The 21387-nt window shown below is 63.0% G+C and carries 23 protein-coding genes, 4 tRNA genes and 1 pseudogene; 18 read left to right on the top strand and 10 right to left on the bottom strand.

The genetic code is table 11. From position 1 onward, the window contains the following. Positions 1–50: 50 nt before the first annotated feature. Positions 51–350: a DUF6388 family protein gene (locus ABE528_RS11280; protein WP_346652982.1), complete on the bottom strand. Its 300-nt coding sequence runs from the start codon at positions 348–350 to the stop codon at positions 51–53. A 245-nt stretch (positions 351–595) separates the two neighbouring features. On the opposite strand from ABE528_RS11280, the pseudogene ABE528_RS11275 reads away from it, so the two are divergent. Together ABE528_RS11275 and ABE528_RS11270 are read left to right on the top strand one after the other, a co-directional pair. Continuing rightward, positions 596–724 (top strand): annotated as a pseudogene (locus tag ABE528_RS11275) (type II toxin-antitoxin system RelE/ParE family toxin); the annotation flags it as partial. Then, a complete protein-coding gene (locus tag ABE528_RS11270; protein ID WP_346652981.1) occupies positions 721–1026 on the top strand; it encodes a Fis family transcriptional regulator in 306 nt (101 codons plus the stop codon). The pseudogene ABE528_RS11275 and the gene ABE528_RS11270, both read left to right, overlap by 4 nt. Before the next feature lie 99 nt (positions 1027–1125). On the opposite strand, the gene ABE528_RS11265 is transcribed toward ABE528_RS11270, so the two are convergent. From ABE528_RS11265 to ABE528_RS11250, 4 genes are all read right to left on the bottom strand, one after another. Further along, positions 1126–1201, bottom strand: a tRNA-His gene (locus ABE528_RS11265). A 44-nt stretch (positions 1202–1245) separates the two neighbouring features. Beyond that, positions 1246–1330 (bottom strand) — tRNA-Leu (locus ABE528_RS11260). Between the two features lie 56 nt (positions 1331–1386). Continuing rightward, positions 1387–1462 (bottom strand) — tRNA-His (locus ABE528_RS11255). A 43-nt stretch (positions 1463–1505) separates the two neighbouring features. Then, positions 1506–1582 (bottom strand) — tRNA-Arg (locus ABE528_RS11250). 270 nt (positions 1583–1852) lie between these two features. On the opposite strand from ABE528_RS11250, the gene folD reads away from it, so the two are divergent. The 3 genes from folD (at position 1853) to ABE528_RS11235 (ending at position 4543) form a co-directional block, all read left to right on the top strand. Beyond that, positions 1853–2707: a bifunctional methylenetetrahydrofolate dehydrogenase/methenyltetrahydrofolate cyclohydrolase FolD gene (gene folD / locus ABE528_RS11245; RefSeq protein WP_054883547.1), complete on the top strand. Its 855-nt coding sequence runs from the start codon at positions 1853–1855 to the stop codon at positions 2705–2707. 210 nt (positions 2708–2917) lie between these two features. Then, positions 2918–3982 (top strand): ornithine cyclodeaminase, encoded by a 1065-nt coding sequence (locus ABE528_RS11240; RefSeq protein ID WP_346652980.1) that lies wholly within the window; start codon positions 2918–2920, stop codon positions 3980–3982. Between the two features lie 75 nt (positions 3983–4057). Continuing rightward, on the top strand, positions 4058–4543 hold the full coding sequence (locus ABE528_RS11235) for an Lrp/AsnC family transcriptional regulator (protein WP_152958748.1): 486 nt from the start codon (positions 4058–4060) through the stop codon (positions 4541–4543). Here the strand turns inward: ABE528_RS11235 and ABE528_RS11230 are convergent. Further along, positions 4518–6236 (bottom strand): EAL domain-containing protein, encoded by a 1719-nt coding sequence (locus ABE528_RS11230; protein ID WP_346652979.1) that lies wholly within the window; start codon positions 6234–6236, stop codon positions 4518–4520. The genes ABE528_RS11235 and ABE528_RS11230 overlap by 26 nt on opposite strands. Before the next feature lie 499 nt (positions 6237–6735). Here ABE528_RS11230 and ABE528_RS11225 point away from each other — a divergent pair, with 499 nt between their 5' ends. The 4 genes from ABE528_RS11225 to ABE528_RS11210 all read left to right on the top strand — a co-directional run bounded on the left by ABE528_RS11225 (position 6736) and on the right by ABE528_RS11210 (position 10645). Further along, positions 6736–8046 carry a C4-dicarboxylate transporter DctA gene (locus tag ABE528_RS11225; protein ID WP_346652978.1) on the top strand — a complete coding sequence of 437 codons (1311 nt, stop codon included), beginning with the start codon at positions 6736–6738 and terminating at the stop codon, positions 8044–8046. 44 nt (positions 8047–8090) lie between these two features. Continuing rightward, positions 8091–8795: a FadR/GntR family transcriptional regulator gene (locus ABE528_RS11220; RefSeq protein ID WP_346652977.1), complete on the top strand. Its 705-nt coding sequence runs from the start codon at positions 8091–8093 to the stop codon at positions 8793–8795. A 16-nt stretch (positions 8796–8811) separates the two neighbouring features. After that, the gene (locus tag ABE528_RS11215) at positions 8812–9492 is read left to right on the top strand and encodes a GntR family transcriptional regulator (RefSeq protein ID WP_152958752.1); all 681 of its coding nucleotides are present in this window, start codon (positions 8812–8814) and stop codon (positions 9490–9492) included. A gap of 88 nt (positions 9493–9580) precedes the next feature. Continuing rightward, positions 9581–10645 (top strand): hypothetical protein, encoded by a 1065-nt coding sequence (locus ABE528_RS11210; RefSeq protein ID WP_346652976.1) that lies wholly within the window; start codon positions 9581–9583, stop codon positions 10643–10645. Here ABE528_RS11210 and ABE528_RS11205 read toward each other — a convergent pair. Further along, positions 10642–11082: a PACE efflux transporter gene (locus ABE528_RS11205; protein ID WP_346652975.1), complete on the bottom strand. Its 441-nt coding sequence runs from the start codon at positions 11080–11082 to the stop codon at positions 10642–10644. The genes ABE528_RS11210 and ABE528_RS11205 overlap by 4 nt on opposite strands. 100 nt (positions 11083–11182) lie before the next feature. Here ABE528_RS11205 and ABE528_RS11200 point away from each other — a divergent pair, with 100 nt between their 5' ends. The 3 genes from ABE528_RS11200 (at position 11183) to ABE528_RS11190 (ending at position 15093) form a co-directional block, all read left to right on the top strand. After that, positions 11183–12061 carry a LysR family transcriptional regulator gene (locus tag ABE528_RS11200; RefSeq protein WP_152958753.1) on the top strand — a complete coding sequence of 293 codons (879 nt, stop codon included), beginning with the start codon at positions 11183–11185 and terminating at the stop codon, positions 12059–12061. 144 nt (positions 12062–12205) lie between these two features. Continuing rightward, entirely contained in the window at positions 12206–14092 is a 1887-nt protein-coding gene (mcpA, locus tag ABE528_RS11195; protein WP_152958754.1) for a methyl-accepting chemotaxis protein McpA, read from the top strand. Between the two features lie 215 nt (positions 14093–14307). Next, on the top strand, positions 14308–15093 hold the full coding sequence (locus ABE528_RS11190; protein ID WP_346652974.1) for a sulfite exporter TauE/SafE family protein: 786 nt from the start codon (positions 14308–14310) through the stop codon (positions 15091–15093). A 19-nt stretch (positions 15094–15112) separates the two neighbouring features. Here the strand turns inward: ABE528_RS11190 and ABE528_RS11185 are convergent, their stop codons facing one another. Next, positions 15113–15652, bottom strand: coding sequence for a histidine phosphatase family protein (locus tag ABE528_RS11185; protein WP_346653040.1), 540 nt, complete (start codon positions 15650–15652; stop codon positions 15113–15115). Between the two features lie 140 nt (positions 15653–15792). Here ABE528_RS11185 and ABE528_RS11180 point away from each other — a divergent pair, with 140 nt between their 5' ends. The 6 genes from ABE528_RS11180 to ABE528_RS11155 all read left to right on the top strand — a co-directional run bounded on the left by ABE528_RS11180 (position 15793) and on the right by ABE528_RS11155 (position 19542). Beyond that, on the top strand, positions 15793–16377 hold the full coding sequence (locus ABE528_RS11180; RefSeq protein WP_346652973.1) for a biliverdin-producing heme oxygenase: 585 nt from the start codon (positions 15793–15795) through the stop codon (positions 16375–16377). Positions 16378–16536: 159 nt separating this feature from the next. Next, positions 16537–17013 (top strand): antitoxin Xre/MbcA/ParS toxin-binding domain-containing protein, encoded by a 477-nt coding sequence (locus ABE528_RS11175; RefSeq protein ID WP_346652972.1) that lies wholly within the window; start codon positions 16537–16539, stop codon positions 17011–17013. Further along, positions 16995–17489 carry an RES family NAD+ phosphorylase gene (locus ABE528_RS11170; protein ID WP_346652971.1) on the top strand — a complete coding sequence of 165 codons (495 nt, stop codon included), beginning with the start codon at positions 16995–16997 and terminating at the stop codon, positions 17487–17489. Before ABE528_RS11175 ends, ABE528_RS11170 begins: the two co-directional genes overlap by 19 nt. Positions 17490–17500: 11 nt before the next feature. Then, complete coding sequence (locus ABE528_RS11165) at positions 17501–18784, top strand: arsenic transporter (protein WP_346652970.1); 1284 nt, start codon at positions 17501–17503, stop codon at positions 18782–18784. 136 nt (positions 18785–18920) lie between these two features. Next, a complete protein-coding gene (locus ABE528_RS11160) occupies positions 18921–19241 on the top strand; it encodes a transcriptional regulator (RefSeq protein ID WP_346652969.1) in 321 nt (106 codons plus the stop codon). Next, a complete protein-coding gene (locus ABE528_RS11155) occupies positions 19228–19542 on the top strand; it encodes a helix-turn-helix domain-containing protein (RefSeq protein WP_346652968.1) in 315 nt (104 codons plus the stop codon). Before ABE528_RS11160 ends, ABE528_RS11155 begins: the two co-directional genes overlap by 14 nt. Positions 19543–19617: 75 nt before the next feature. On the opposite strand, the gene ABE528_RS11150 is transcribed toward ABE528_RS11155, so the two are convergent. Both ABE528_RS11150 and umuC read right to left on the bottom strand, forming a co-directional pair. Further along, entirely contained in the window at positions 19618–19899 is a 282-nt protein-coding gene (locus ABE528_RS11150) for a hypothetical protein (RefSeq protein WP_346652967.1), read from the bottom strand. 175 nt (positions 19900–20074) lie between these two features. Further along, positions 20075–21349, bottom strand: coding sequence for a translesion error-prone DNA polymerase V subunit UmuC (gene umuC / locus ABE528_RS11145; protein WP_346652966.1), 1275 nt, complete (start codon positions 21347–21349; stop codon positions 20075–20077). Between the last annotated feature and the right edge of the window lie 38 nt (positions 21350–21387).

Here is a 21387-nt window from a genome sequence, read left to right as displayed (position 1 = left end):
ACACAACCGAAAAACCTTGTCAAACAACTACCAGCTTGAAAGCGACCCGCTTATTCAGGATCGATCTCGTTGAACTGGCAGTACTCCTCCCACTCCATTCCCAGCGCCTCGGCCACTTCGCGATGGGTCTCAAGGCGCATGGCCCGCAGCTGCTCAGGGCTTTCGGCAATCAGTTGCAGCGCCAGCTCCCAGGGCTGAAGGCCCTGCTCATCGGCAGCATCCTCGAATGCCCACTCGATCTGCTGGGCCTGCTCATGGGCATCCAGCTCGCGTATTTCCTCGAGCAGTTGCGGATTGGCTTCGGCGAAGCGCTGCAACGCCAGGGCCTGGCGGGCTTCTTTTGCAATCATCAGGGTGTTCCTCTGCCGGCCAAATGGGCCGGTGTTTCAACCGGCTGAAATCTAACAGCTTTTATTGGGGTGCCACCAGAGGATTGCAAGGGCGAAAAACGATCTCACTTAATTGCAGAACATTCCTACCACTACCGGGGAATGAGCCTCTGGCCCGCGGATTCTGGCTCTTCTTGATTGGAGTACCTTTTTTGGTACACTTTCATGAGCGAAAAACCACCAACCCTGGATGCCTGCTTCTACCGTTACTGTTCACTGTGTCCGGAAGCACGATGGTACTGCTGCACGGCTTTATCAAGAAAAGCCAGAAAACACCCGCCTTCGAACTGGAAACCGCCCGACAGCGCAAAGCAGCCCTGGAGAAATACACATGACCAACCCGCACATCGGCTCCGGATTCGACGAGTTCCTCACCGAACAGGAACTGACAGAGGAAGTCAGCGCCGCAGCACTCAAGCGCGTGATTGCCTGGCAGATCACCGAAGCCATGAAGAACCAGAAGGTCTCCAAGAAGGTCCTGGCCGAGCGCATGCACACCAGCCGCACAGCCGTCGACCGGGCACTGGACCAGAACGACCCTGGCATGACCCTGGCCACGCTGGCCAGCGCTGCTCGCGCCCTAGGGCAACGCGTGGAAGTACGCCTCATACCCGATCAAGCTCAAGCCCACCCCTGACCAGGCAGCTGGGCAGCGCATGACTGCCCACCCCACGCTGACGCCACGCAGAAACAACAAAGGCGCCCGATCTCACGATCAAGGCGCCTTCGAAAAATATGGGGTGGACGATGGGAATCGAACCCACGACAACTGGAATCACAATCCAGCGCTCTACCAACTGAGCTACGCCCACCATATTGCGGTGTTGCAGTGTTGCGATACAGCCTTACAGAAGCATGGTGCGGACGAAGAGACTCGAACTCTTACAGCTTGCGCCGCTGGAACCTAAATCCAGTGTGTCTACCAATTTCACCACGTCCGCGTAACGCTTAAAACAAAGGCGCCAGATCATTCAATCAAAGGCGCCTTCGTCGAATATGGGGTGGACGATGGGAATCGAACCCACGACAACCGGAATCACAATCCGGCGCTCTACCAACTGAGCTACGCCCACCATATTGCATTACAGCCTTACTTGCTTGCCCAAGCTGCCTAAATGGCGCACCCGGCAGGACTCGAACCTGCGACCATCCGCTTAGAAGGCGGATGCTCTATCCAGCTGAGCTACGGGCGCTTAAGCTTGAAGCCTAACCGAACAAGCCGTTAACAGGTAACTGCCAAACCACTCATTCTGCCCGACCTCGCCAACCAGTGCTAGGCTGTGCCCGACAAGTGCGGCGAATCTTATAGGCGAGCCTACAGGTCGTCAACACCTTTCTCCAAAAAATTTAAATTATTTAAGGGGTTAGAGGATTTGCCCGACCACCCGCCTTTGCCCTTGGGCGATGTCGTGCGAGAATGCGCCCTCTTTATTGTTCCTTTCTCGATGGTTAATCACGCGTCTATGACTGCACACCTAATCGATGGCAAGGCGATCGCCGCCAACCTGCGCAAGCAGATCGCTCAACGTGTCGAGGAGCGTCGCCAGCAAGGCCTGCGCACGCCAGGCCTGGCGGTGATCCTGGTCGGCACCGACCCCGCCTCCCAAGTCTATGTCTCGCACAAGCGCAAGGACTGCGAAGAGGTCGGCTTCATTTCCCAGGCATTCGACCTGCCCAGCGAGACCACGCAGCAAGCGCTGACCGAGCTGATCGATCGCCTCAACGACGACCCGGCCGTCGACGGCATCCTGCTGCAGCTGCCGCTGCCAGCACACCTGGACGCCTCGCTGCTGCTTGAGCGCATCCGCCCCGACAAAGACGTCGACGGCTTCCACCCGTACAACATCGGCCGCCTGGCCCAGCGCATTCCGCTGCTGCGCCCGTGCACGCCAAAAGGCATCATGACCCTGCTGGAAAGCACCGGTCAGGACCTGTATGGCATGAACGCGGTCATCGTTGGCGCGTCCAACATCGTTGGCCGTCCGATGGCCATGGAGCTGCTGCTGGGTGGTTGCACCGTGACCGTCTGCCACCGCTTCACCAAGGACCTGGCCGGCCACGTCGGCCGCGCCGACCTGGTGGTCGTGGCCGCCGGCAAGCCGGGCCTGGTCAAGGGTGAATGGATCAAGGAAGGCGCCATCGTCATCGATGTCGGCATCAACCGCCAGGAAGACGGCAAGCTGGTCGGCGACGTGGTCTACGAGACCGCCCTGCCGCGCGCCGGCTGGATCACGCCTGTTCCTGGTGGCGTCGGGCCGATGACCCGTGCCTGCCTGCTGGAAAACACGCTGTATGCAGCCGAAGAGCTGCACAAGTAATACCGCGTGACATGAAAACGGCACCTCTGGCAGGTGCCGTTTTTTTTGCCTGGGGTTCACCACCGGCAGCACAGCCGATTCGGCTGCCAGCAGCGCAAAATCAGCCGCCCCCGCTGCCAGCCCGCCCTGTTTCAGCCAGCATCGCCACGCTCCGCGCCCGACAATATTTCCAGAACCCTCACTGGAAGCGTCGCCGCAAGGAGACCCGTCATGACCCGCTATATCGATGTGCAAAACCTCGCCCGCCTGGTCAACCGCAAAGGCCTGGCCACCTGCCTGGTGGAGATGGCCGAGTACATTCGCCAGGACTACCTGCGCTGGCAGGCCTTCGAGAAGTGTGCCCGGGTGGCCAACCACTCCCCCGACGGGGTCATCGAGCTGATGCCGGTGTCCGATGCCAGCTTGTACGCCTTCAAGTACGTCAACGGCCATCCAAAAAACACTCACCATGGCCTGCCCACGGTGATGGCCTTCGGCACCCTGGCCGATGTCGACACCGGCACCCCGCTGCTGCTCAGCGAGATGACCCTGACCACGGCGATCCGTACCGCCGCCACCTCGGCACTGGCAGCCCGCTACCTGGCAAGGGCGGACAGCCGCTGCATGGCGCTGATCGGCAACGGCTCGCAAAGCGAGTTCCAGGCCATTGCCTTCAACACCCTGGTGGGCATTGATGAGATCCGTCTGTACGACATCGACCCAGCGGCCTCGGCCAAGCTGGTGGCCAACCTGGCCGGCCGCCCGGGCCTGAAGCTGAGCATCGCCAACTCCGTCGCCGAAGCGGTACGTGGCGCCGACATTGTCACCACGGTCACTGCCGACAAGGCCTGTGCGACCATCCTTACCCCGGAGATGATCGAGCCGGGCATGCACCTGAACGCCGTGGGCGGCGACTGCCCGGGCAAGACCGAGCTGCACCGTGACATCGTTGAAAAAGCGCGAGTGATCGTCGAATACGAACCACAAAGCCGGGTCGAAGGCGAGATTCAACAGATGCCCGAAGATTCACCGGTGGTCGAGTTCTGGCAGGTGCTCGCCGGGCTTGCCCAAGGCCGCGAACACGCCGAGCAGGTCACGCTGTTCGATTCGGTCGGATTTGCCCTGGAGGACTACTCGGCCCTGCGTTATGTGCTGGATACTGCGCGCATGCTGGGCATTGGCCAGGACATAGCGCTGGTGCCGCAACTGGAGAACCCGAAAGACCTCTATTCGCTGCTGCAACCGCGTGTGGTTGGCGTACGCTCGATTCACCAGGCAGACACTGCCTGCGCCTGATGCACCTTGGGGCCGCGCAGCGGCCCCGGTTTACGCCTACCCTGTCCATGCCCTCTTCGGAAAGAAGCCCTGCGCATGGACACCAAGGACGCCAATGCCCCACCGCTGGACCGCATCGACGAAGCCATCATCGATGTGCTGCGCCACGACGGCCGCATCACCTTCGAAAAACTCTCGAACCTGGTCCACCTCACCCCACGCCCCTGCCTGGAGCGGGTGCGCAAGCTTGAAAGGCGCGGCGTGATCCGCGGCTACGGCGCCATCATCGACCTGCAGAAGCTCGCCCCGGGCCTGTCGCTGCTGGTGCTGGTGGCGTTGTCCAACCAGAGCGGGCGCGCTGCGCAAAAAGCCTTCGAAGCCACCATGCTGGCTTGCCCGCAAGTCTACGAATGCCAACTGATCAGCGGCCACTTCGACTACAGCCTGCGCCTGCGCTGCCGTGACATGGAGCACTACCGGGTGCTGAGCGAAAGCTGGATGAATGACGACGCGTTGCACATCGACAAGCTGGTGGCCCATCCTGAGCTGGCTTCGATCAAGTGCATGGCGCCGCAGCCGTGAGCACGGATTGATCGTACCATTGCGGTGGTTGCCGATAGTCCCTTGCCCAAGCCACCACCTCACCCGCCGGCATCGGCCGGGCAATGCAATACCCCTGCGCCAGCTCACAGCCCAACGCCATCAGCACCCGCCCATGCTCGACACTTTCCAGCCCCTCGGCGATCACTTCGCGACCAAAGGCCCGTGCCAGGCCGATCACCGCGCCCGCCAGGGCCAGGTCGTCCTGGTCATGGAGAATGTCACGCACGAACGACTTGTCGATCTTGATGGTCTGGGCTGGCAGGCGCTTGAGGTAGCTCAGCGACGAGTAGCCGGTGCCGAAATCATCCAGGGAAAAACGCACGCCCAGCGCCTGACAGGCTTCCAGGCAACGGCTGACATGCTGCAGGTTGTCGATCGCCACCGACTCGACGATTTCCAGATCCAGGTACGCCGGTTCAACCTGCGGACATGCCGACAGCAACAGCTGCAAACGTTCCACGAAGTCACCACGCTGCAGATGGCGAGCCGCAATGTTGACACTCAGCGACCAAGGCAGCCCCTGTTGCCGCCATTCCTGCAGGCGACCCAGTGCCTGTTCGATCACCCATTCACCGATTTCCACGATCAGGTCGGTCTGCTCCACCAGCGGCAGAAACTCCCCCGGCGGTACCAGCCCACGCCCCGGACGCTGCCAGCGCAACAAAGCCTCGAATCCCAGCACCTGGCCACTGCGCAGGTTGACTTTAGGCTGATAGTACAGACACAGCTCGCCCTGCCGCAGCGCCCTACGCACCCGGGCCACCGTCTGGTGAGTGGCCTTGAGCTCCTGCTCCTGGGACACATCGAATACATGGTAGCGGTTACGGCCACGCTGCTTGGCCACGTACATGGCCTGGTCGGCATGGCGCACCAGGGTGTCGGCGTCCTCATCGTCCTGGGGGTACAGCGTTACGCCAATGCTGGCACTGAGCAACACGCTCTGCTCACGGATCACATAGGGTGCGGCCAGGGCACTCAGCACGCCTTGCAAGGCGGCGTGCAACTGCTGGCTGCAGTCGACGTGACGCAGGATCAGTACGAACTCGTCACCTGACAACCGCGCCACCGCGTCACCGCCGCGCAAGATAGCCTTGAGTCGCCGCGCCACCTCCACCAGCAACAGGTCGCCGACAGCATGCCCGTAGCCGTCGTTGACCGCCTTGAAGCCATCCAGGTCCAGCATGCATACCGCCAGGGGGGATTCTTCACGGCGGGAGAACGCCAGGGCCTGATTGAGCAAGTCGGACAGGTAGGCGCGGTTGGGCAGCCCGGTCAGCACATCGTGCCCCACCCGCCACTGCAGGGTATGCAGCAGCTGGCGTTTTTCGGTGACATCGAAGCGGATCGACACGTACTTGCGCACCTTGCCCGTGGCCGGGTCGACCAGCGGCACCATCGTGCTATCGACCCAGTACAGCGAACCGTCCTTGGCCCGGTTGCAGATTTCCCCCTTCCACACCTTGCCCGCCGCCAGCGCGCGCCACATGCCAAGGAAGAACTCTGCCTCGTGCAGACCAGAATTGAGAATGCGGTGATTGGCTCCCAGCAACTCCTCGCGGCTGTAGCCGGAAATGCTGCAGAACTGCTGGTTGACGTAGGTGATGCACCCGCGCAGATCGGTCTCGGAAAAAATCGCGGCCGCATCCACAGCCGCACGATAAATGTCGTCCATCAGCATCCTGCCTCTCAGATTGAGCGCTCCACGTTGCTCGACCGGCGTTACCGGCAGGTTGAGGCACACGATGAGACTCCATTCGTTCGAAATACCAGGAGCCTGCTTGTCGGTGACTTCCCAGTCAGGCGCGAATTCTACGAACTCAGCCACATAAAGCAAATAATCCTTACGAATCATAGCGTTATGAAAAATATCCAGATTCGGCCGAGGGCTGGCAAGCAGATTGCTACGTCACTTCAGGGATTGGTCGACGCTTGGAGCATGGCCCGTGCATGGCCCGCCAGGCTCAGCAGCGGTATGCACCGAACTAGAGCCCAGCAGCCACCAATGCCCCACAACTGGTCAGACCGGTAAGGCCAAAAACCCTTGCAATGTCGGATTTTTCGCGCTTTTATGACTCGGCGCTGAACAAACCGGTAAGACCACAATAATTAAGTCCTGCGCTCTTTCGCCCCGTGCGGCACCGAAGCAAGGACACCGATCTGAGATCTCTCCCATGCTCAAATGGTGCTCGCGTTCGATCTTCCTGCAAGTTGTGCTCGGCCTTGTCCTCGGCATCGCCTGCGGCCTCAGCTTCCCCGACCTGTCCCTGCAGCTCAAACCCCTCGGCGACGGCTTCATCAAGCTGATCAAGATGCTCATCGGCCTGATCGTGTTCTGTGTGGTGGTCAGTGGTATTTCCGGTGCCGGCGACCTGAAGAAGGTCGGGCGCATCGGCCTGAAATCGGTGATCTACTTCGAAGTGCTGACCACCATCGCCCTGGTCATCGGCCTGGTGTTCGCCTTCAGCAGCGGCATCGGCAGCGGCGCCAACATTCACCTCGACCAACTGTCCAGCGCCGACGCCAGCAGCCTGGCCGAGCGTGGCCAGCACATCCATGGCGCCACGGCGTTCTTCATGGACCTGATCCCGACCTCGGTGGTCGGTGCCTTCGCCGACAACAACATCCTCCAGGTGCTGCTGTTCTCGGTGCTGTTCGGCAGCGCGCTGAACCTGGTGGGTGACTCGGCCGCTGGCATCTCGCGGCTGATCAACGAACTGAGCCACGTCATCTTCCGCATCATGGGCATGATCGTGCGCCTGGCGCCGATCGGCGTGTTCGGCGCCATCGCCTTCACCACCAGCAAGTACGGCCTGGAGTCGCTGCAGCACCTGGGTGGCCTGGTGGCGCTGTTCTACCTGACCTGCGCCGGCTTCGTGCTGATCGTGCTGGGTACCGTGATGCGCGTGTCGGGCCTGAAGCTGTTGCCGTTCATCAAGTACCTGCGCGAAGAGCTGACCATCGTCCTCGGCACCGCGTCGTCCGACGCCGTGCTGCCACAAATCATGCGCAAGCTGGAGCACCTGGGCATCGGCAGTTCCACCGTCGGCCTGGTCATCCCCACCGGCTACTCGTTCAACCTCGACGGTTTCTCCATCTACCTGACCCTGGCCATCGTGTTCATCGCCAACGCCACCGGCACGCCACTGGAGATGACCGACCTGCTGACCATCCTGCTGGTGTCACTGGTGACTTCCAAGGGCGCTCACGGCATCCCAGGCTCGGCGCTGGTGATCCTCGCCGCCACCCTGACCGCCGTGCCGGCGATCCCGGTGGTGGGCCTGGTGCTGGTACTGGCGGTGGACTGGTTCATGGGCATTGGCCGGGCGCTGACCAACCTGATCGGCAACTGCGTGGCCACCGTGGCCATCGCCCGCTGGGAGAAGGACATCGACCTGGAACGTGCGCAGAACGTGCTCGATGGCAAACCCGGCTTCGCCCCTGTGCCACGCAAGCAAGCCAACCCCCATCAACAGGAATTCTGAGCGAACGTGGCCGGCGCTGACGCCGGCCCTTGCAGGAGCGAACCGTGATCAGCTCATCGACCGTCGTCAACTCAGTGGTGGAAAAACTGCGCCAGGCCCTCGCCCGTGGCCAGTGGCGCTCCGGCGACATGCTGCCCGGCCAGCGCGAACTGGCCGAGCAACTGGGCATCAGCCGCCCCAGCCTGCGCGAAGCGGTGACCGTGCTGGAAACCCTGGGCCTGGTGCGTGCGCTGCCGGGCAAGGGGGTACTGGTGCTGGATGCCGAGGCTGCTGCCCAGGACCCGGCCAGCGAAAGCGCCGCAGCGGCCAGCCTGGCCGACGTACTGGAACTGCGCTACACCCTCGAACCGTTCATCGTCGGCCTGGTCGCGCAATCGGCCAACAGCCAGGACATCGGCCAGCTGCGCCTGACCCTGATGGACATGCGCGAAGCCCTGGAAGCCGATGACAGCGAAGCCGGATTCAAGGCCTACATCGCCTTCCACGAGGCGCTGTTCGCACTGACCACCAACCCGATATTCCAGAGCGTGGTGCAACAGACCGGCAATGCCCTCAAGCAGAGCGCCAGCATGCTGCGCAACTCGCCCGAGCACCTGGCCGCACGGCTCAAGGAAAACGAAGCCGTGGTGCGCGCCATTCGCGAACGCAACAGTGCCCAGGCCAGCGCCCAGATGCGCCAGCACATCCTCGCCGAAGGCCAGCGCATGGGCATTCACCTCAACATCCCGGACGACCAGCCCGGCCAATGACCCCTGGAGAGCGACCATGACCGCCTGCGCCCACGCCGCCCCCCGCCTGCCTGCCCTGCTCGCCGCCGGCGAGACTCGCCTGTCGGCCGAGCAGATCTACCCGCGCCTGTTCGATGCGATTCTCGAACAGCGCCTGCCGCCGGGCAGCCTGTTGCCCGAACAGGCCCTGGGCAATGCCTTCGGGGTCAGCCGCACGGTGATCCGCCGGGTGCTCGGCCGCCTGTCGGACCAGCAAGTGGTGGTGCAGCGCCCCAGCCACACCGCCCACCTGGCCGCACCCGACCCTGAGCAGGCACGCCAGGTGCTCAGCGCCCGGCGCCTGGCCGAAACCACCCTGATCAGCCTGGCCGCGCAACGCGCACGGCCAGCGCAGATCCGCCAGCTGCGCCAACTGGTCGAGCGCGAGCGCCAACACCATGAGCGTGGTGAGCGCTGCGCCGCCATCCGCCTGGGTGGCGAGTTTCACCTCAAGCTCGCCCAAGTGGCGGCGAATGCCCCGCTGGCGCGCTTCCTCAATGGCCTGGTGCCAATGACCTCGCTGATCATCGCCCGTTATGAATCGCCTTGCTGTGACCACTGCGCCTGGGAGGAACATGCGGCGATCATCGATGCCGTGGAGGCCGGTGATGCGGGGGCGGCGCTGGCGTTGATGGATGATCATCTCGACCGCCTGGAAGACAAGCTCGACCTCGACTGAGCAAGGCCGATGGGCTGCACGGCAGCCCCCGGAGCCGCGCCCTATACTCGGATGACCACCCAGCCTCTATTCCCCGCGAGGCAGCCGAGTGAGCCGACGATTCCTGGTTCTAGTGTGCCTGTTGCTGGCCATCGCCGGCTGCGCCGGAAAACGCTCGCCTCCCCCGCCGCCTCCAGCGGTGCTTGACCCCGCCACCTGGCAGCGTATCGACCAGGAACTGATCGAGGCTTCAGTTGGCGCCGCCGGCTCTGCCAACGACTATGCCCGGCGCTCGATGCGGGTGTGGAAGGAACAGGTGCAACAACGCACCGAGCAAGACTTCATCCCCTGGTTCACCGGCTACTGGACTCAGCAATGGCTGACCATGAAAGTGGCCTGGTACAAACTCGACAGCGGCGAGGGCCGCGAGCCGGCGGAAAAGCGCCTGGCGCTGTACCTGCAGGAGCAGTACCACGAGCGGGTGATCGAACCGGTGGCCGAACAGATCAACCCCGAGGGCATCCGCGATCGTGCCTGCGAGCTGTACGTGCAACTGCTCGGCCAGCAACTGCCGGCGATCATCCAGCGCTACAACGCTGCGCCCGAAGCATTCAGCCAGCGCCTGAACCGCATCCCGGCGATCAACCTGGGGCCACCGCCCGCGCGCAATGCCACGCTGTATCAATTGCTGCGGGCCAAGTCGCTTGAACAGCAACCGGCCTGGCTGGCGTTGCGCGAACACCTGCACAAGCAGGCCGCCAAAGGCCCCGGGAGAACCGACGTGGGCTTGTCGTCCGTGGCAACCAATGCCAGCGAAAAGCTCGGCGCCACCCTGGCCCCGCGCGGCGTCGCCAGCGCCGTGGCCAGCGCCGTGGGCAAGGTGGCCGGGGCAATGATCTCGATAGCGGCGACCGGCTACGGCATCATGTCCCACAACCGTGACCAGCCGCAGATGGTCGAGCAGTTGCGGGTCATCCTCAATGTTGCGCTCAACCAGGAGTGGCAGGAGCTGATGGAGAACCGCCAGAGCGGCGCCCTGGCGGGGGTGTACTACCTGTCGGGGCAGGTCGAGGACAGCCTGCTGGCCACTGCGCCGCAACCGTCCATGGAGCAGCAGACGCAACAGCGACAAGCACCTGCACCACAGGAGCCCTTGCTGATTCGCCTGCCTTAGCCTCCCGCCCTGGCAGCAGCCATGGCCGAAGTCGGCAAGCCAAAGATCCGGTCGAACGCCCAGTTATAGGCAAAGGTGTAGCACGGGATCAGAATGATGAACGCCAGGTCCACCACAAACGCCTCCAGCAGGCTTATGTCCAGCCACCAGGCAATCAGCGGAATCAGGTACACCACCAAGGTCAGCTGGAAGCCGACGGCATGCACCACCCGCCGCGCCACGCTGCGCCCACGCTTGGCCTGGCGGCTCTCCCAATACTCGAACACGCTGTTGTAGATCAGGTTCCAGAGCATGGCGATGGTGGTGATCATCACCGCCAGAGGCCCGGTGTGCGAAGCCTGGGTGTCCGACAGGTAGGCCAGCCCCAGCGTCGACATGCACAAGCCGATCAGTTCATAGAAGGTCACGTAGACCAGTTTGCGTTTGACGCCCTGCACGGGTTACCTCATGTGTCGAATTGCGATGAGGCGCAAGGATGATTCAATTCGCTTGACAGAAAAAGTCAGCCGCTTTCAGATTGACTGACAGGAGGCTGACATGAATTTTTCCAGCGACAACATCCAGCTGTTTCTCGCCGTGCTCGACCGCGGCTCGTTTTCCGCTGCTGCCCGCGCCCTGCAACGGGTACCTTCGGCGGTGAGCATGGCCATCGGCAACCTTGAAGCCGAACTGGGCTACACCTTGTTCGAGCGCGGCTCACGCGAGGTCCGCGCCACCGCCCAGGCCCTGGCCCTCGAACCCCACGCGCGGCTGATCGCCGAGCAGCTGGGCTTGCTGCAGGTACACGCACTGGAGCTGTCCCAAGGCCTGGAAAGCAACCTCACCCTGGCCGTGGTCCCGGATATCGACCACCGCCCGCTGCTGGCCGCCATTGCCAGCCTCGGCGCACGTTACCCGCTGCTCGACATCCAGTTGCTCAGCGCCCCGCAGGAAGAAGCCCTGCACCTGCTCGACAGCGGCCGCGCCGACCTGTGCCTGGCTTTTGCCGGCCTGCAGGTCGATGCCCGTCGCAGCTTCCAGCACATCGGCATGGAATCGCTGGTGGCCACCTTGTCGCCCACCCACCCGGCCCTGCTCGAAGGCCGTATCCACTACCTCGAAGACCTGGTCAATGTGCGCCAGATCCTGGTCCGCAGCCGCGACCTGCCATTGCTCGACCCACGCCCGCTGATCGGCGCCACACACTGGTCCACCGACAGTTTCGACCTGGCCCTGCAGATGGTCGAAGCCGGCCTTGGCTGGGGTGACTTGCCACTGGCCCGGGTCGCGCCGCTGGTCGCTGCCGGGCGTCTGGTGCGCCTGCAATTTCGCAACACCCGCAACGAACTGCAGCTGCCGATCCATGCCTTCTGGCGCAAGCAGCAGCCGTTGCGCCAGGGCGCTCGCCTGCTGATCGAACTGCTGGCCGCTGGCTAGCCCACCGTCCGTCGACCTGAGCGGAAGAAAATAGCTAAGTGTTTCAACCTTTTACCAAGCAAGCCGATAACACGTAGGACAGGACTCGCCTTAACGCCACAAGCACGCGGCGCCCTTCCCATCCTTGGCTCAAGGTCTCGAAACATGAACCTGAAATTTCGCCACAAGATCCTTCTCAGCGCCTGCGGTGTCGTGGTGCTGGCCTTTGCGCTGTTCACGCTCTACAACGATTACCTGCAACGCAACACCCTCCGCCAGAACATCGAATCGTCCGTGCAACAGGCTGGCGCGCTGACCGCCAGCAGCGTGCAGAACTGGATGAGCGGGCGCATCCTGGTGCTGGAAAACCTGGCGCAGGACATTGCCCAGCAAGGGGCAGGAGAGACCCTGGGCGGGCTGATCGAGCAGCCTTCCTACACGCGGAACTTCCTTTTCACCTACTTGGGCCAGGCCAACGGCGTATTCACCCAGCGCCCTGACACACAGATGCCGGCCGGCTACGATCCCCGCCAGCGGCCGTGGTACAGCAGTGCGGTCAGCGCCGGCCAGACCGTGCTCACCGCCCCCTACCAGGGCGCGGTCGGTGGCTTGATGGTGACCATCGCGGTACCGGTGAAAAGCAAGCGCAACGGCGAGCTGATCGGCGTGGTCGGCGGCGACCTGACCCTCGACACCCTGGTCGAGATCATCAACTCGGTTGACTTCGGCGGCATCGGCCACGCCTTCCTCGCCGACAGCAGTGGCCAGGTGATCGTCAGCCCGGACAAAGACCAGCTGATGAAAAACCTCAAGGACATCTACCCCGGCAGCGGCCTGCGCGTGACTGCCGGCATGCAGGACGTCACGCTCAACGGTGAGGAGCGGCTGATCTCGTTCGCCCCGGTCGCCGGCCTGCCCTCGGCGCAGTGGTACATCGGCCTGTCGATCGACAAGGACAAGGCCTACGCCGCACTCAGCCAGTTCCGTACCTCGGCGATCATCGCCATGCTCATCGCCGTGGTCGCCATCGCCGTGCTGCTGGGCCTGCTGATCCCGGTACTGATGCGCCCGCTGACCACCATGGGCCGCGCCATGCGCGACATCGCCGAAGGTGAAGGCGACCTGACCCGCCGCCTGGACGTGCAGCACAAGGACGAATTCGGCGAACTGGCCAGCTCGTTCAACCGCTTCGTCGAGCGTATCCACAGCTCGATCAGCGAAGTCTCTTCGGCCACCCGCCTGGTACACGACCTGTCGGAAAAAGTCATCGACGCCTCCAACGCCTCGATCATCGGCTCCGAAGAGCAGAGCATGCGCACCAACAGCGTGGCCGCGGCTATCAACCAACTGGGCGCCGCGACCCAGGAAATCGCCCGCAATGCGGCCGATGCCTCGCAACATGCCAGCGGTGCCAGCGAGCAGGCCCATGGCGGCCGTGAGGTGGTCGAGCAGGCGATCAACGCCATGACTGCGCTTTCACAGCGCATCAGCGAATCGTGCGAACAGATCGAAACCCTTAATGCCAGCACCGACGAGATCGGCAAGATCCTCGACGTGATCAAGGGCATTTCCCAGCAGACCAACTTGCTGGCGCTCAACGCCGCCATCGAAGCCGCCCGGGCCGGTGAGGCCGGGCGCGGCTTTGCCGTGGTCGCCGACGAGGTCCGCAACCTGGCACACCGCACCCAGGAATCGGCCGAAGAAATCCACCGCATGATCACCAGCCTGCAGGTTGGCTCGCGCGAGGCGGTGCACACCATGAACACCAGCCAGGTATCGAGCGAGCAGACCGTGCAGGTGGCCAACCAGGCCGGCGAGCGCCTGGCCAGCGTGACTCAGCGCATCGGTGAAATCGACGGCATGAACCAGTCGGTGGCCACCGCTACCGAGGAGCAGACCGCTGTGGTCGAAAGCCTGAACCTGGACATCACCCAGATCAACGCGCTGAACCAGCAAGGGGTGGTGAACCTCAACCAGACCCTGCAGCATTGCGATGCACTCGCTCAGCAGGCCGGGCGGCTGAAGCAGCTGGTGGGCAGCTTCCGCATCTGAGGGGGCCTTTGCGTAGGGTTTGAGGTTTTTGTTGGGGCCCAGATCGAGCGCCGCGCGGGCGGCGCTCGATCTCGCAGGCGTCGGCAATCACCAGCCATGCCCCCACAAGCCATCCCGGTTATAACCTAATAACGAACAAGTCTATTTGGCTATAAAAACTCCCTATATGCTGGCACCCATCCGATAACGGGCAAAGCTGGGCAGTCGAGTAGCGTATGGATGTAGGTTCTTTCGGTTTCACCATTGCCGGACTGGTTGTGGGTTTCATCGTCGGCATGACCGGCGTCGGCGGCGGCTCGCTGATGACCCCGATCCTGCTGTGGTTCGGCATCAACCCGGCGACTGCCGTGGGCACCGACCTGTTGTATGCGGCCATCACCAAGGGCAGTGGCGTCTGGGTGCATGCCCGGCAGAAGAACATCGACTGGAAGATCACTGGCCTGCTCAGCCTCGGCAGCGTGCCGGCGGCAGCCCTGACCCTGTGGTTCCTCAGCACCCTGCACACCGACACCACGGCGCTGAACGCCATCATCAAGCAGGGCCTGGCGGTGGTGCTGATCCTCACTGCCCTGGCAATCCTGTTCAAGTCGCGCCTGCAAGCGTTCGCCAGCCGTCACGCCGGTGACCACTACCACCTCAGCGACCGCAGCCTGAACATCCTCACCGTGCTGACTGGCGTGGTGCTGGGCGTGATGGTCACCCTGACGTCGATTGGTGCCGGTGCCCTGGGCACCGTGGCACTGTTCCTGCTCTACCCGTTCCTCGCCACCCGTCGCCTGGTCGGTACCGAAATCGCCCATGCCGTCCCCCTGACCCTGGTTGCCGGTATCGGCCACGCCGGCATGGGTAACATGGACTGGTCGCTGCTGGGTTACCTGCTGCTGGGCTCACTGCCGGGCATCTACCTGGGCAGCCACCTCACCGGGCGCATCTCCGACCGCGTCCTGCGCCCTTGCCTGGCGACCATGTTGCTGCTGATCGGCTACAAGCTGGCGTTCTGACCCGGCAACCGGCGCTTGCTCAGCCCAGACGCAAGCGCCAGCGCCCGGCAAAGCTCAATTCGACCCGCGACAACGGCAGCACATCAATCCGCTGCGCGGCAGCCAGCGGGCACTCCAGCACCGTCACCAGCGCGGCGCGGATCACCCAAGGGTGAGTCACCGCCAGCCACTCACCCGGCCTGTCGAAGGCCATCAGCCATGCCCCCACGCGCTCGCACAGCTGCGCGAACGACTCACCGCCATGGGGCGCGCTGAGCGGCTCTTCGAGCCACTGCGCCAACGCCTGAGGCTGCTCGGCCTGCAACTGCTTGAGTGACACGCCCTGCCAATGGCCCAGGGCGCAATCGGCCAATGCCGGCTCGCGCTGCACCTGCGACGAGAGCTGCGCCGCCGTCTCCTGCGCTCTGCGCTCTGGCGCCGCCAGCAACTGCATGCCTGGGGTAATCGCCAAGGGCGCGATGGCCAACGGCAAAATGCCGTCGTCGGGCTGTGCCAGGTGCCCGCATTTCTGGGCCGGGGTCAGAGCGTGGCAGAGCAAGGTCAGGCGTATGGCTATCACCAGGGTGTTCTTCACTGAAAGTCTGGCAGACTGGTTTAACACGCCAGCCGTTTTTTTACCGCAACAAACTCACGCCAAGGCGGAACGTCGGGTTAGCATCGCCACTCCTACTTAGGCGAAATGCCACCAGAGCCAGATCGATGCCCACCACTACGCCCAGCAGCCCTTTGCTGCTCGCCCTGCGCGAGGGCACCCGCGACTGCCACAAGGCGCTGGAGGCGCGCCTGCCGTTCTTCAGCCCTGGCTTCGACAGCGCTGCCTATCGCCGCCTGCTGCAGGCCTACTACGGTTTTCATGCGCCTCTGGAGCAGCACCTGGGCAATTATCAGGGCCCAGAACGCCGCAAGACCGCAACCTTGACCCGCGACCTGCTGGCCCTGGACCTGAGTGAGGCCGACATCGGCGCCCTGCCACTGTGCCAGGCACTGCCGGCCATCCACGACGAGGCCAGCGCGCTGGGCGTGATGTATGTGCTGGAGGGTTCGACCCTGGGTGGCCAGGTGCTCAAGCGGGCGATGGCCGAGCGCCTGGGCATCGGCCACGAGAGTGGCGCAGCCTTCCTCGACGTGTACGGGGCGCTGGCCGGCAGCTACTGGCGCAGTTTCCTGGAGCGGCTTGACCAGGCATCGGCTGCAGCGCCAGCACAGGCCAGCACGGTACAGGCCGCCATTGACACCTTCAGCCACTTCGAAGCGTGGCTCGGCGAGCGCAATGTCTTGAATTAGAGCCGGCCAATGGTGCCAATCATGCTGCGCTTTCGGCAAGCCTTTGCCAGGGTGACGGTCGGCTGAACGTTCTGGGCTGATCGAAGGTAGGTGCAATTGGGCGACCGGCCGGCTTATACTTCATTTGACGAAAAAAACTAGTCAATTGACGGAGGCGTGATGAGCACTTCAATCGCCCAACGGCGTCACGAAAAAGCCAAAGAAGATGTGCGCAGTTCTGGTATCGACGAGTTCTGGGCATTTAGCGCAAGCCGCTATGCACTCAAGGAATCGGAGCGACTGGTGCAGATCAAGCGCGGCTTTTCAGCCCACCTCTTCCGTGCCGTGCGCTACACCTTCAACCTCGAAGAACCCAGTCTGGCATTGCTGCTCAATGCCTCGATTTCCACGCTGGAGCGGCGTGTGCGGGAGCATGAAGTGCTCGATACCGTCGCCTCCGAACGCCTGGACCGCATCGCCTCGGTGTCCCATCAGGCCGAGGAGGTCTTCGAGAGCCGCGACGCTGCTGCACAGTGGCTATCGAAACCGAACAAGGCCCTGGGTGACAGTGCGCCGATCCTGCTCTGCGAAACCGAAATCGGTGCCAAGCAGGTGCGCCGGGTACTGCAGGCCCTGGAATGGGGTGGGGTTGCCTGATGCGGGGGTGGCGAATCGCGAAGGCAAAACGCGCCACTGACTTGAGCGGCAAGGGCGCGGCCATCGAAGGCGGGCGCTGGAACGATCAGGACGTGCCCGCCGTATACATGGGCATGACACCGGCAATCTGTTGCCTGGAAACCTTCGTACATGCGGCGGGCGAACCCACCGTCCCCTTGAAGATCACCTGCTTTGAGCTGCCTGCAGATACCTCGCTGTATCTGCAGGTCGATGCGACGGACCTGCCCGAAGGCTGGGCCAGCCTGCCTGCCGACCGCCCAAGCATGGCATTCGGCACAGCCTGGTTGAAGTCGAACAGCCACCTTGGGCTGGTCATCCCGTCTGCCATCCTGCCGCTGGAACGCAACATCGTCATCAACCCCAGCCACCCAGCGGTGAGTCAGATCCGGGTGGTTGAAATGTACGACTTCATGTACGACCCACGGATGTTCCAGGTCGGCTCACCCCATCATTGAATCCCCTACTCATGCTCCCAGCCGCGCTTATTTTCCTGTTCACCCTGACCCTGGTCATCTGGCAGCCCAAGGGCCTCGGCGTCGGCTGGAGCGCCAGCCTCGGCGCCGTGCTGGCGCTGCTGTCCGGGGTAGTCTCGTTGCACGACATCCCCACCGTGTGGGCGATCATCTGGAACGCCACCGGCACCTTCATCGCCCTGATCGTCATCAGCCTGTTGCTGGATGAGGCGGGTTTCTTCGAATGGACAGCGCTGCACGTGGCCCGCTGGGCGCGCGGTGACGGGCGTCGGCTGTTCGCCTTCATGGTGCTGCTGGGGGCTGCGGTGTCGGCGCTGTTCGCCAATGACGGCGCGGCGCTGATCCTTACCCCGATTGTCATGTCGATGTTGCTGGCCCTGCGCTTCTCCCCCGCCGCGACCCTCGCCTTCGTCATGGGCGCCGGCTTCATTGCCGACACCGCCAGCCTGCCGCTGGTGGTGTCGAACCTGGTGAACATTGTTTCGGCGGACTACTTTGGCCTCGGTTTCAATGCCTACGCAGGGGTGATGATGCCGGTGAATCTGGTGGCAGTGGCGGCCACACTGCTGGTGCTGTGGCTGTACTTTCGTCGCGACATTCCCAGCCGTTACGCCAGTGAAGACCTCAAGCTACCGGCCCTGGCCATCCGCGACCGCGCCACCTTCCGCGTCGGTTGGGTGGTACTGGTAGGGCTGCTGGCCGGGCTGTTCGTGCTGGAGCCGCTCGGCATCCCGGTCAGTGCCGTGTCCGCTGCCGGGGCGCTGGTACTGTTCGCGGTGGCAGCACGCGGCCACGTGATCATGACCCGCCGCGTGCTGCGCGAGGCGCCGTGGCACATCGTGGTGTTTTCGCTGGGCATGTACCTGGTGGTGTACGGGCTGCGCAATGCCGGCCTGACCGACTCGCTGACCCACGTGCTGAACGGCCTGGCCGGGCATGGCCTGTGGGCCGCCTCGCTGGGGACCGGGTTGATTGCCGCGCTGTTGTCCTCAGTGATGAACAACCTGCCCAGCGTGCTGATCGGCGCGCTGTCGATCCAGGCCAGCGAGGCCCACGGCGTGGTCCGCGAGGCGATGATCTACGCCAACGTGATCGGCTGCGACCTGGGGCCGAAAATTACCCCGATTGGCAGCCTGGCGACCTTGCTCTGGCTGCATGTGCTGGCGCGCAAGGGGGTGACGATTGGCTGGGGGTATTACTTCAAGGTTGGCGTGTTGCTGACGGTGCCGGTGTTGCTGGCGACTTTGGCGGCGCTGGCGGTGCGGTTGAGCCTTTGAGATCGCCGGGGCCGCTGCGCGGCCCCGGCAATCTCGGACCAAACCACTACCTCAGCAACCCCTCGATACAACCTCCCGCTTCTTGATCTCAGGCAGGCAACGCAAAATATCTACGTCAAAGACGTAGGGATGCAGTATGCTGACGATCATTGAAGCGCCACTATTTTCCAGGCAATGGCCCAACTACTGGAGCGAGGAAGAGCACGGGGCATTCATGTGCTATCTCGCCAACGACCCTGACGCAGGTGCAGTGATTCCCGGTTCAGGCGGATGCCGCAAGGTACGCTGGAGCCTGGACGGCAAAGGCAAGCGAGGCGCCGTCCGTGTCATCTACACCGCTCAGCTCGCCAACGGCGCTTTGGTTGCTCTGCTGATCTACTGCAAGAGCGCCACCGAGAACATACCCGCGCACGTGCTGCGCAAGATTGCGAAGGAGCTTAATCATGCCCCTGACTGAAAAAGAACTGATGCTTCGGGATGCTACTCGCAACATCGGTGAGGAATTGCTGGAATCCATCCGCGATGTGAAGACTGGTCGCTATGGCGCTGTGCATCAAGTGGAAGTAACCGAAGCAGCAGAAGCTCGGAGCAGAACTGGACTCTCCCAGCTCAGATTTGCGGAGCTATTGGGTGTCTCGGTGCGCACGCTTCAAGAATGGGAGCAAGGTCGGCGTATGCCGTCGGGGGCGGCGCGGTCTCTTCTACACATTGCGGCTTCTCGCCCGGACGTGTTTCGTGAGGTTCTTCAGGCCCGTTAGTTGGCTTTCGTCCCTCGCCTCACCAACCCCTACAAAACCAGAACGGGCCGCGTCTGCGGCCCTATCAACAATCACCTATCCCTGTTCCAGACCTTGGAGCACAGCCTCAGCCAACGCCAGGCCCTTTTCCAGCGAGTTTTCCGTTGCAATCAGCAAGCTGCGCATTGGCTCTTTCGCCTTTTCCAATGCCAGCGCATTGGTCTCGTAGGCGGCCTTCAGCGCTGCGACGGCACAGACCATTGCGTCTTCTCCGTCGACTCCAGCGTGCACCGAAAACATCAGTTTATGGGAGTCATGACAAGCTCCGAAATGGGATTGGGCAGTCAGAGCGCGAGGCTCACGAGCGCTGGTCGTCATGGGATTACCCTGAGTCATTGGCACACGCAGAGCACCGCCACTGGATGTGGATGTGCCCGGACCTGTGACGGGACGCCAATCCCGTGCCGCAGAAACGCCCAAGGATGGCAAAATAATACCAGCGACCCCTCAGCCAAAAAAATGCCAGATCTCGAATCTTTCTAGACTTATGGCGTCAAGTTGCGACCCGCCACAACCCTGCCATATGCGTGGTAAAGCCCGCACTCATCAACTCCCGCCGCATCGCCCATTGCGCCGCCGCCGGCACCGCCGCACTGCGCAGCGTCCCCCTCCCCCAGCGCCCGTTAACGCCGTCGATTACCTGCATGACCCGCTCGGCCTTCACGCTCTGCGTCGGCATAAACAGATCACCGGTCACCTCCCCGCGCTGGCACAGCTCCATCAGCAATACCTCGGCCTTGCTGTAACGGAACCCCTCGCGATACACCCGTTCCACCGCCTCCAGCGCCATGCGGGTCAGCAGCCGCTCGTCATCGGTGGGATACGGCAGCTGCACCACCACGCCGTTGGCGTAGCGCGGCTCCTCGGGGTTGAACATGCCGGTGCGGATACTCACCCGCATCCGCTGCGCCAGCGAACGCTGCTTGCGCAACTTTTCCGCCGCGCGCATCACGTAGGTGGCCACCGCTTCCTTGAGCGGCGCAAGCTCGGTCAGGCGCTGGCCGAACATGCGGCTGCAGCAGATTTCCTGGCGTGGCAGGTCGACCTCTTCCAGTTGCAGGCAAGGCGTGCCGGCCAGTTCGCGGGCGGTCTTTTCCACCACCACGCTGAAGGTCTTGCGCAGCAGGCCGGGGTTGGCGCGGGACAGGTCCCAGGCAGTGCGGATGCCCATCGCTTGCAAATGGGCCGTAAGGCGTTTGCCGATGCCCCAGACCTCCGACACATCGCACTTTTTCAATACCCATTCGCGCTTCACCGGGTCGCGCAGATCGACCACCCAACCGCTCTGCACCGACCAGCGCTTGGCCGCGTGGTTGGCCAGCTTGGCCAAGGTCTTGGTACCCGCGATGCCAACCCCCACCGGGATGCCGGTGTGCTTGAACACCCGCGCGCGGATGTCGCGGCCAAGGCGCTCCAGGTCGCCGGGCATGCCGGCCAGGTCAGCAAAGGCTTCGTCGATGGAGTACACCTCCAGGGCCGGCACCATGCCTTCAATCACCGTCATCACCCGCTGGCTCATGTCGCCGTACAACGCATAGTTGGAGGAAAACGCCACAACCCCATGCCGACGCAGCAGGTCCTTCACCTGGAAGTACGGTTGGCCCATTTTCACCAAAGGCTTGGCCTCGGCGCTGCGGGCGACGATGCACCCATCGTTGTTGCTGAGCACGACGATGGGCGTGCGCTGCAGGTCAGGGCGAAACACCCGCTCGCAGCTGGCGTAGAAACTGTTGCAGTCGATCAGGGCAAAAACAGGTGTGGGTTTCATCGGGCAGCATCAACAATACTGTATTTATATACAGTTAA

This window comes from Pseudomonas sp. TWI628 (assembly GCF_039673865.1).
Taxonomy (GTDB): domain Bacteria; phylum Pseudomonadota; class Gammaproteobacteria; order Pseudomonadales; family Pseudomonadaceae; genus Aquipseudomonas.
The sequence above is the reverse complement of the archived record's forward strand: the minus strand, read 5'-3'. Positions and strand labels throughout refer to the sequence as shown.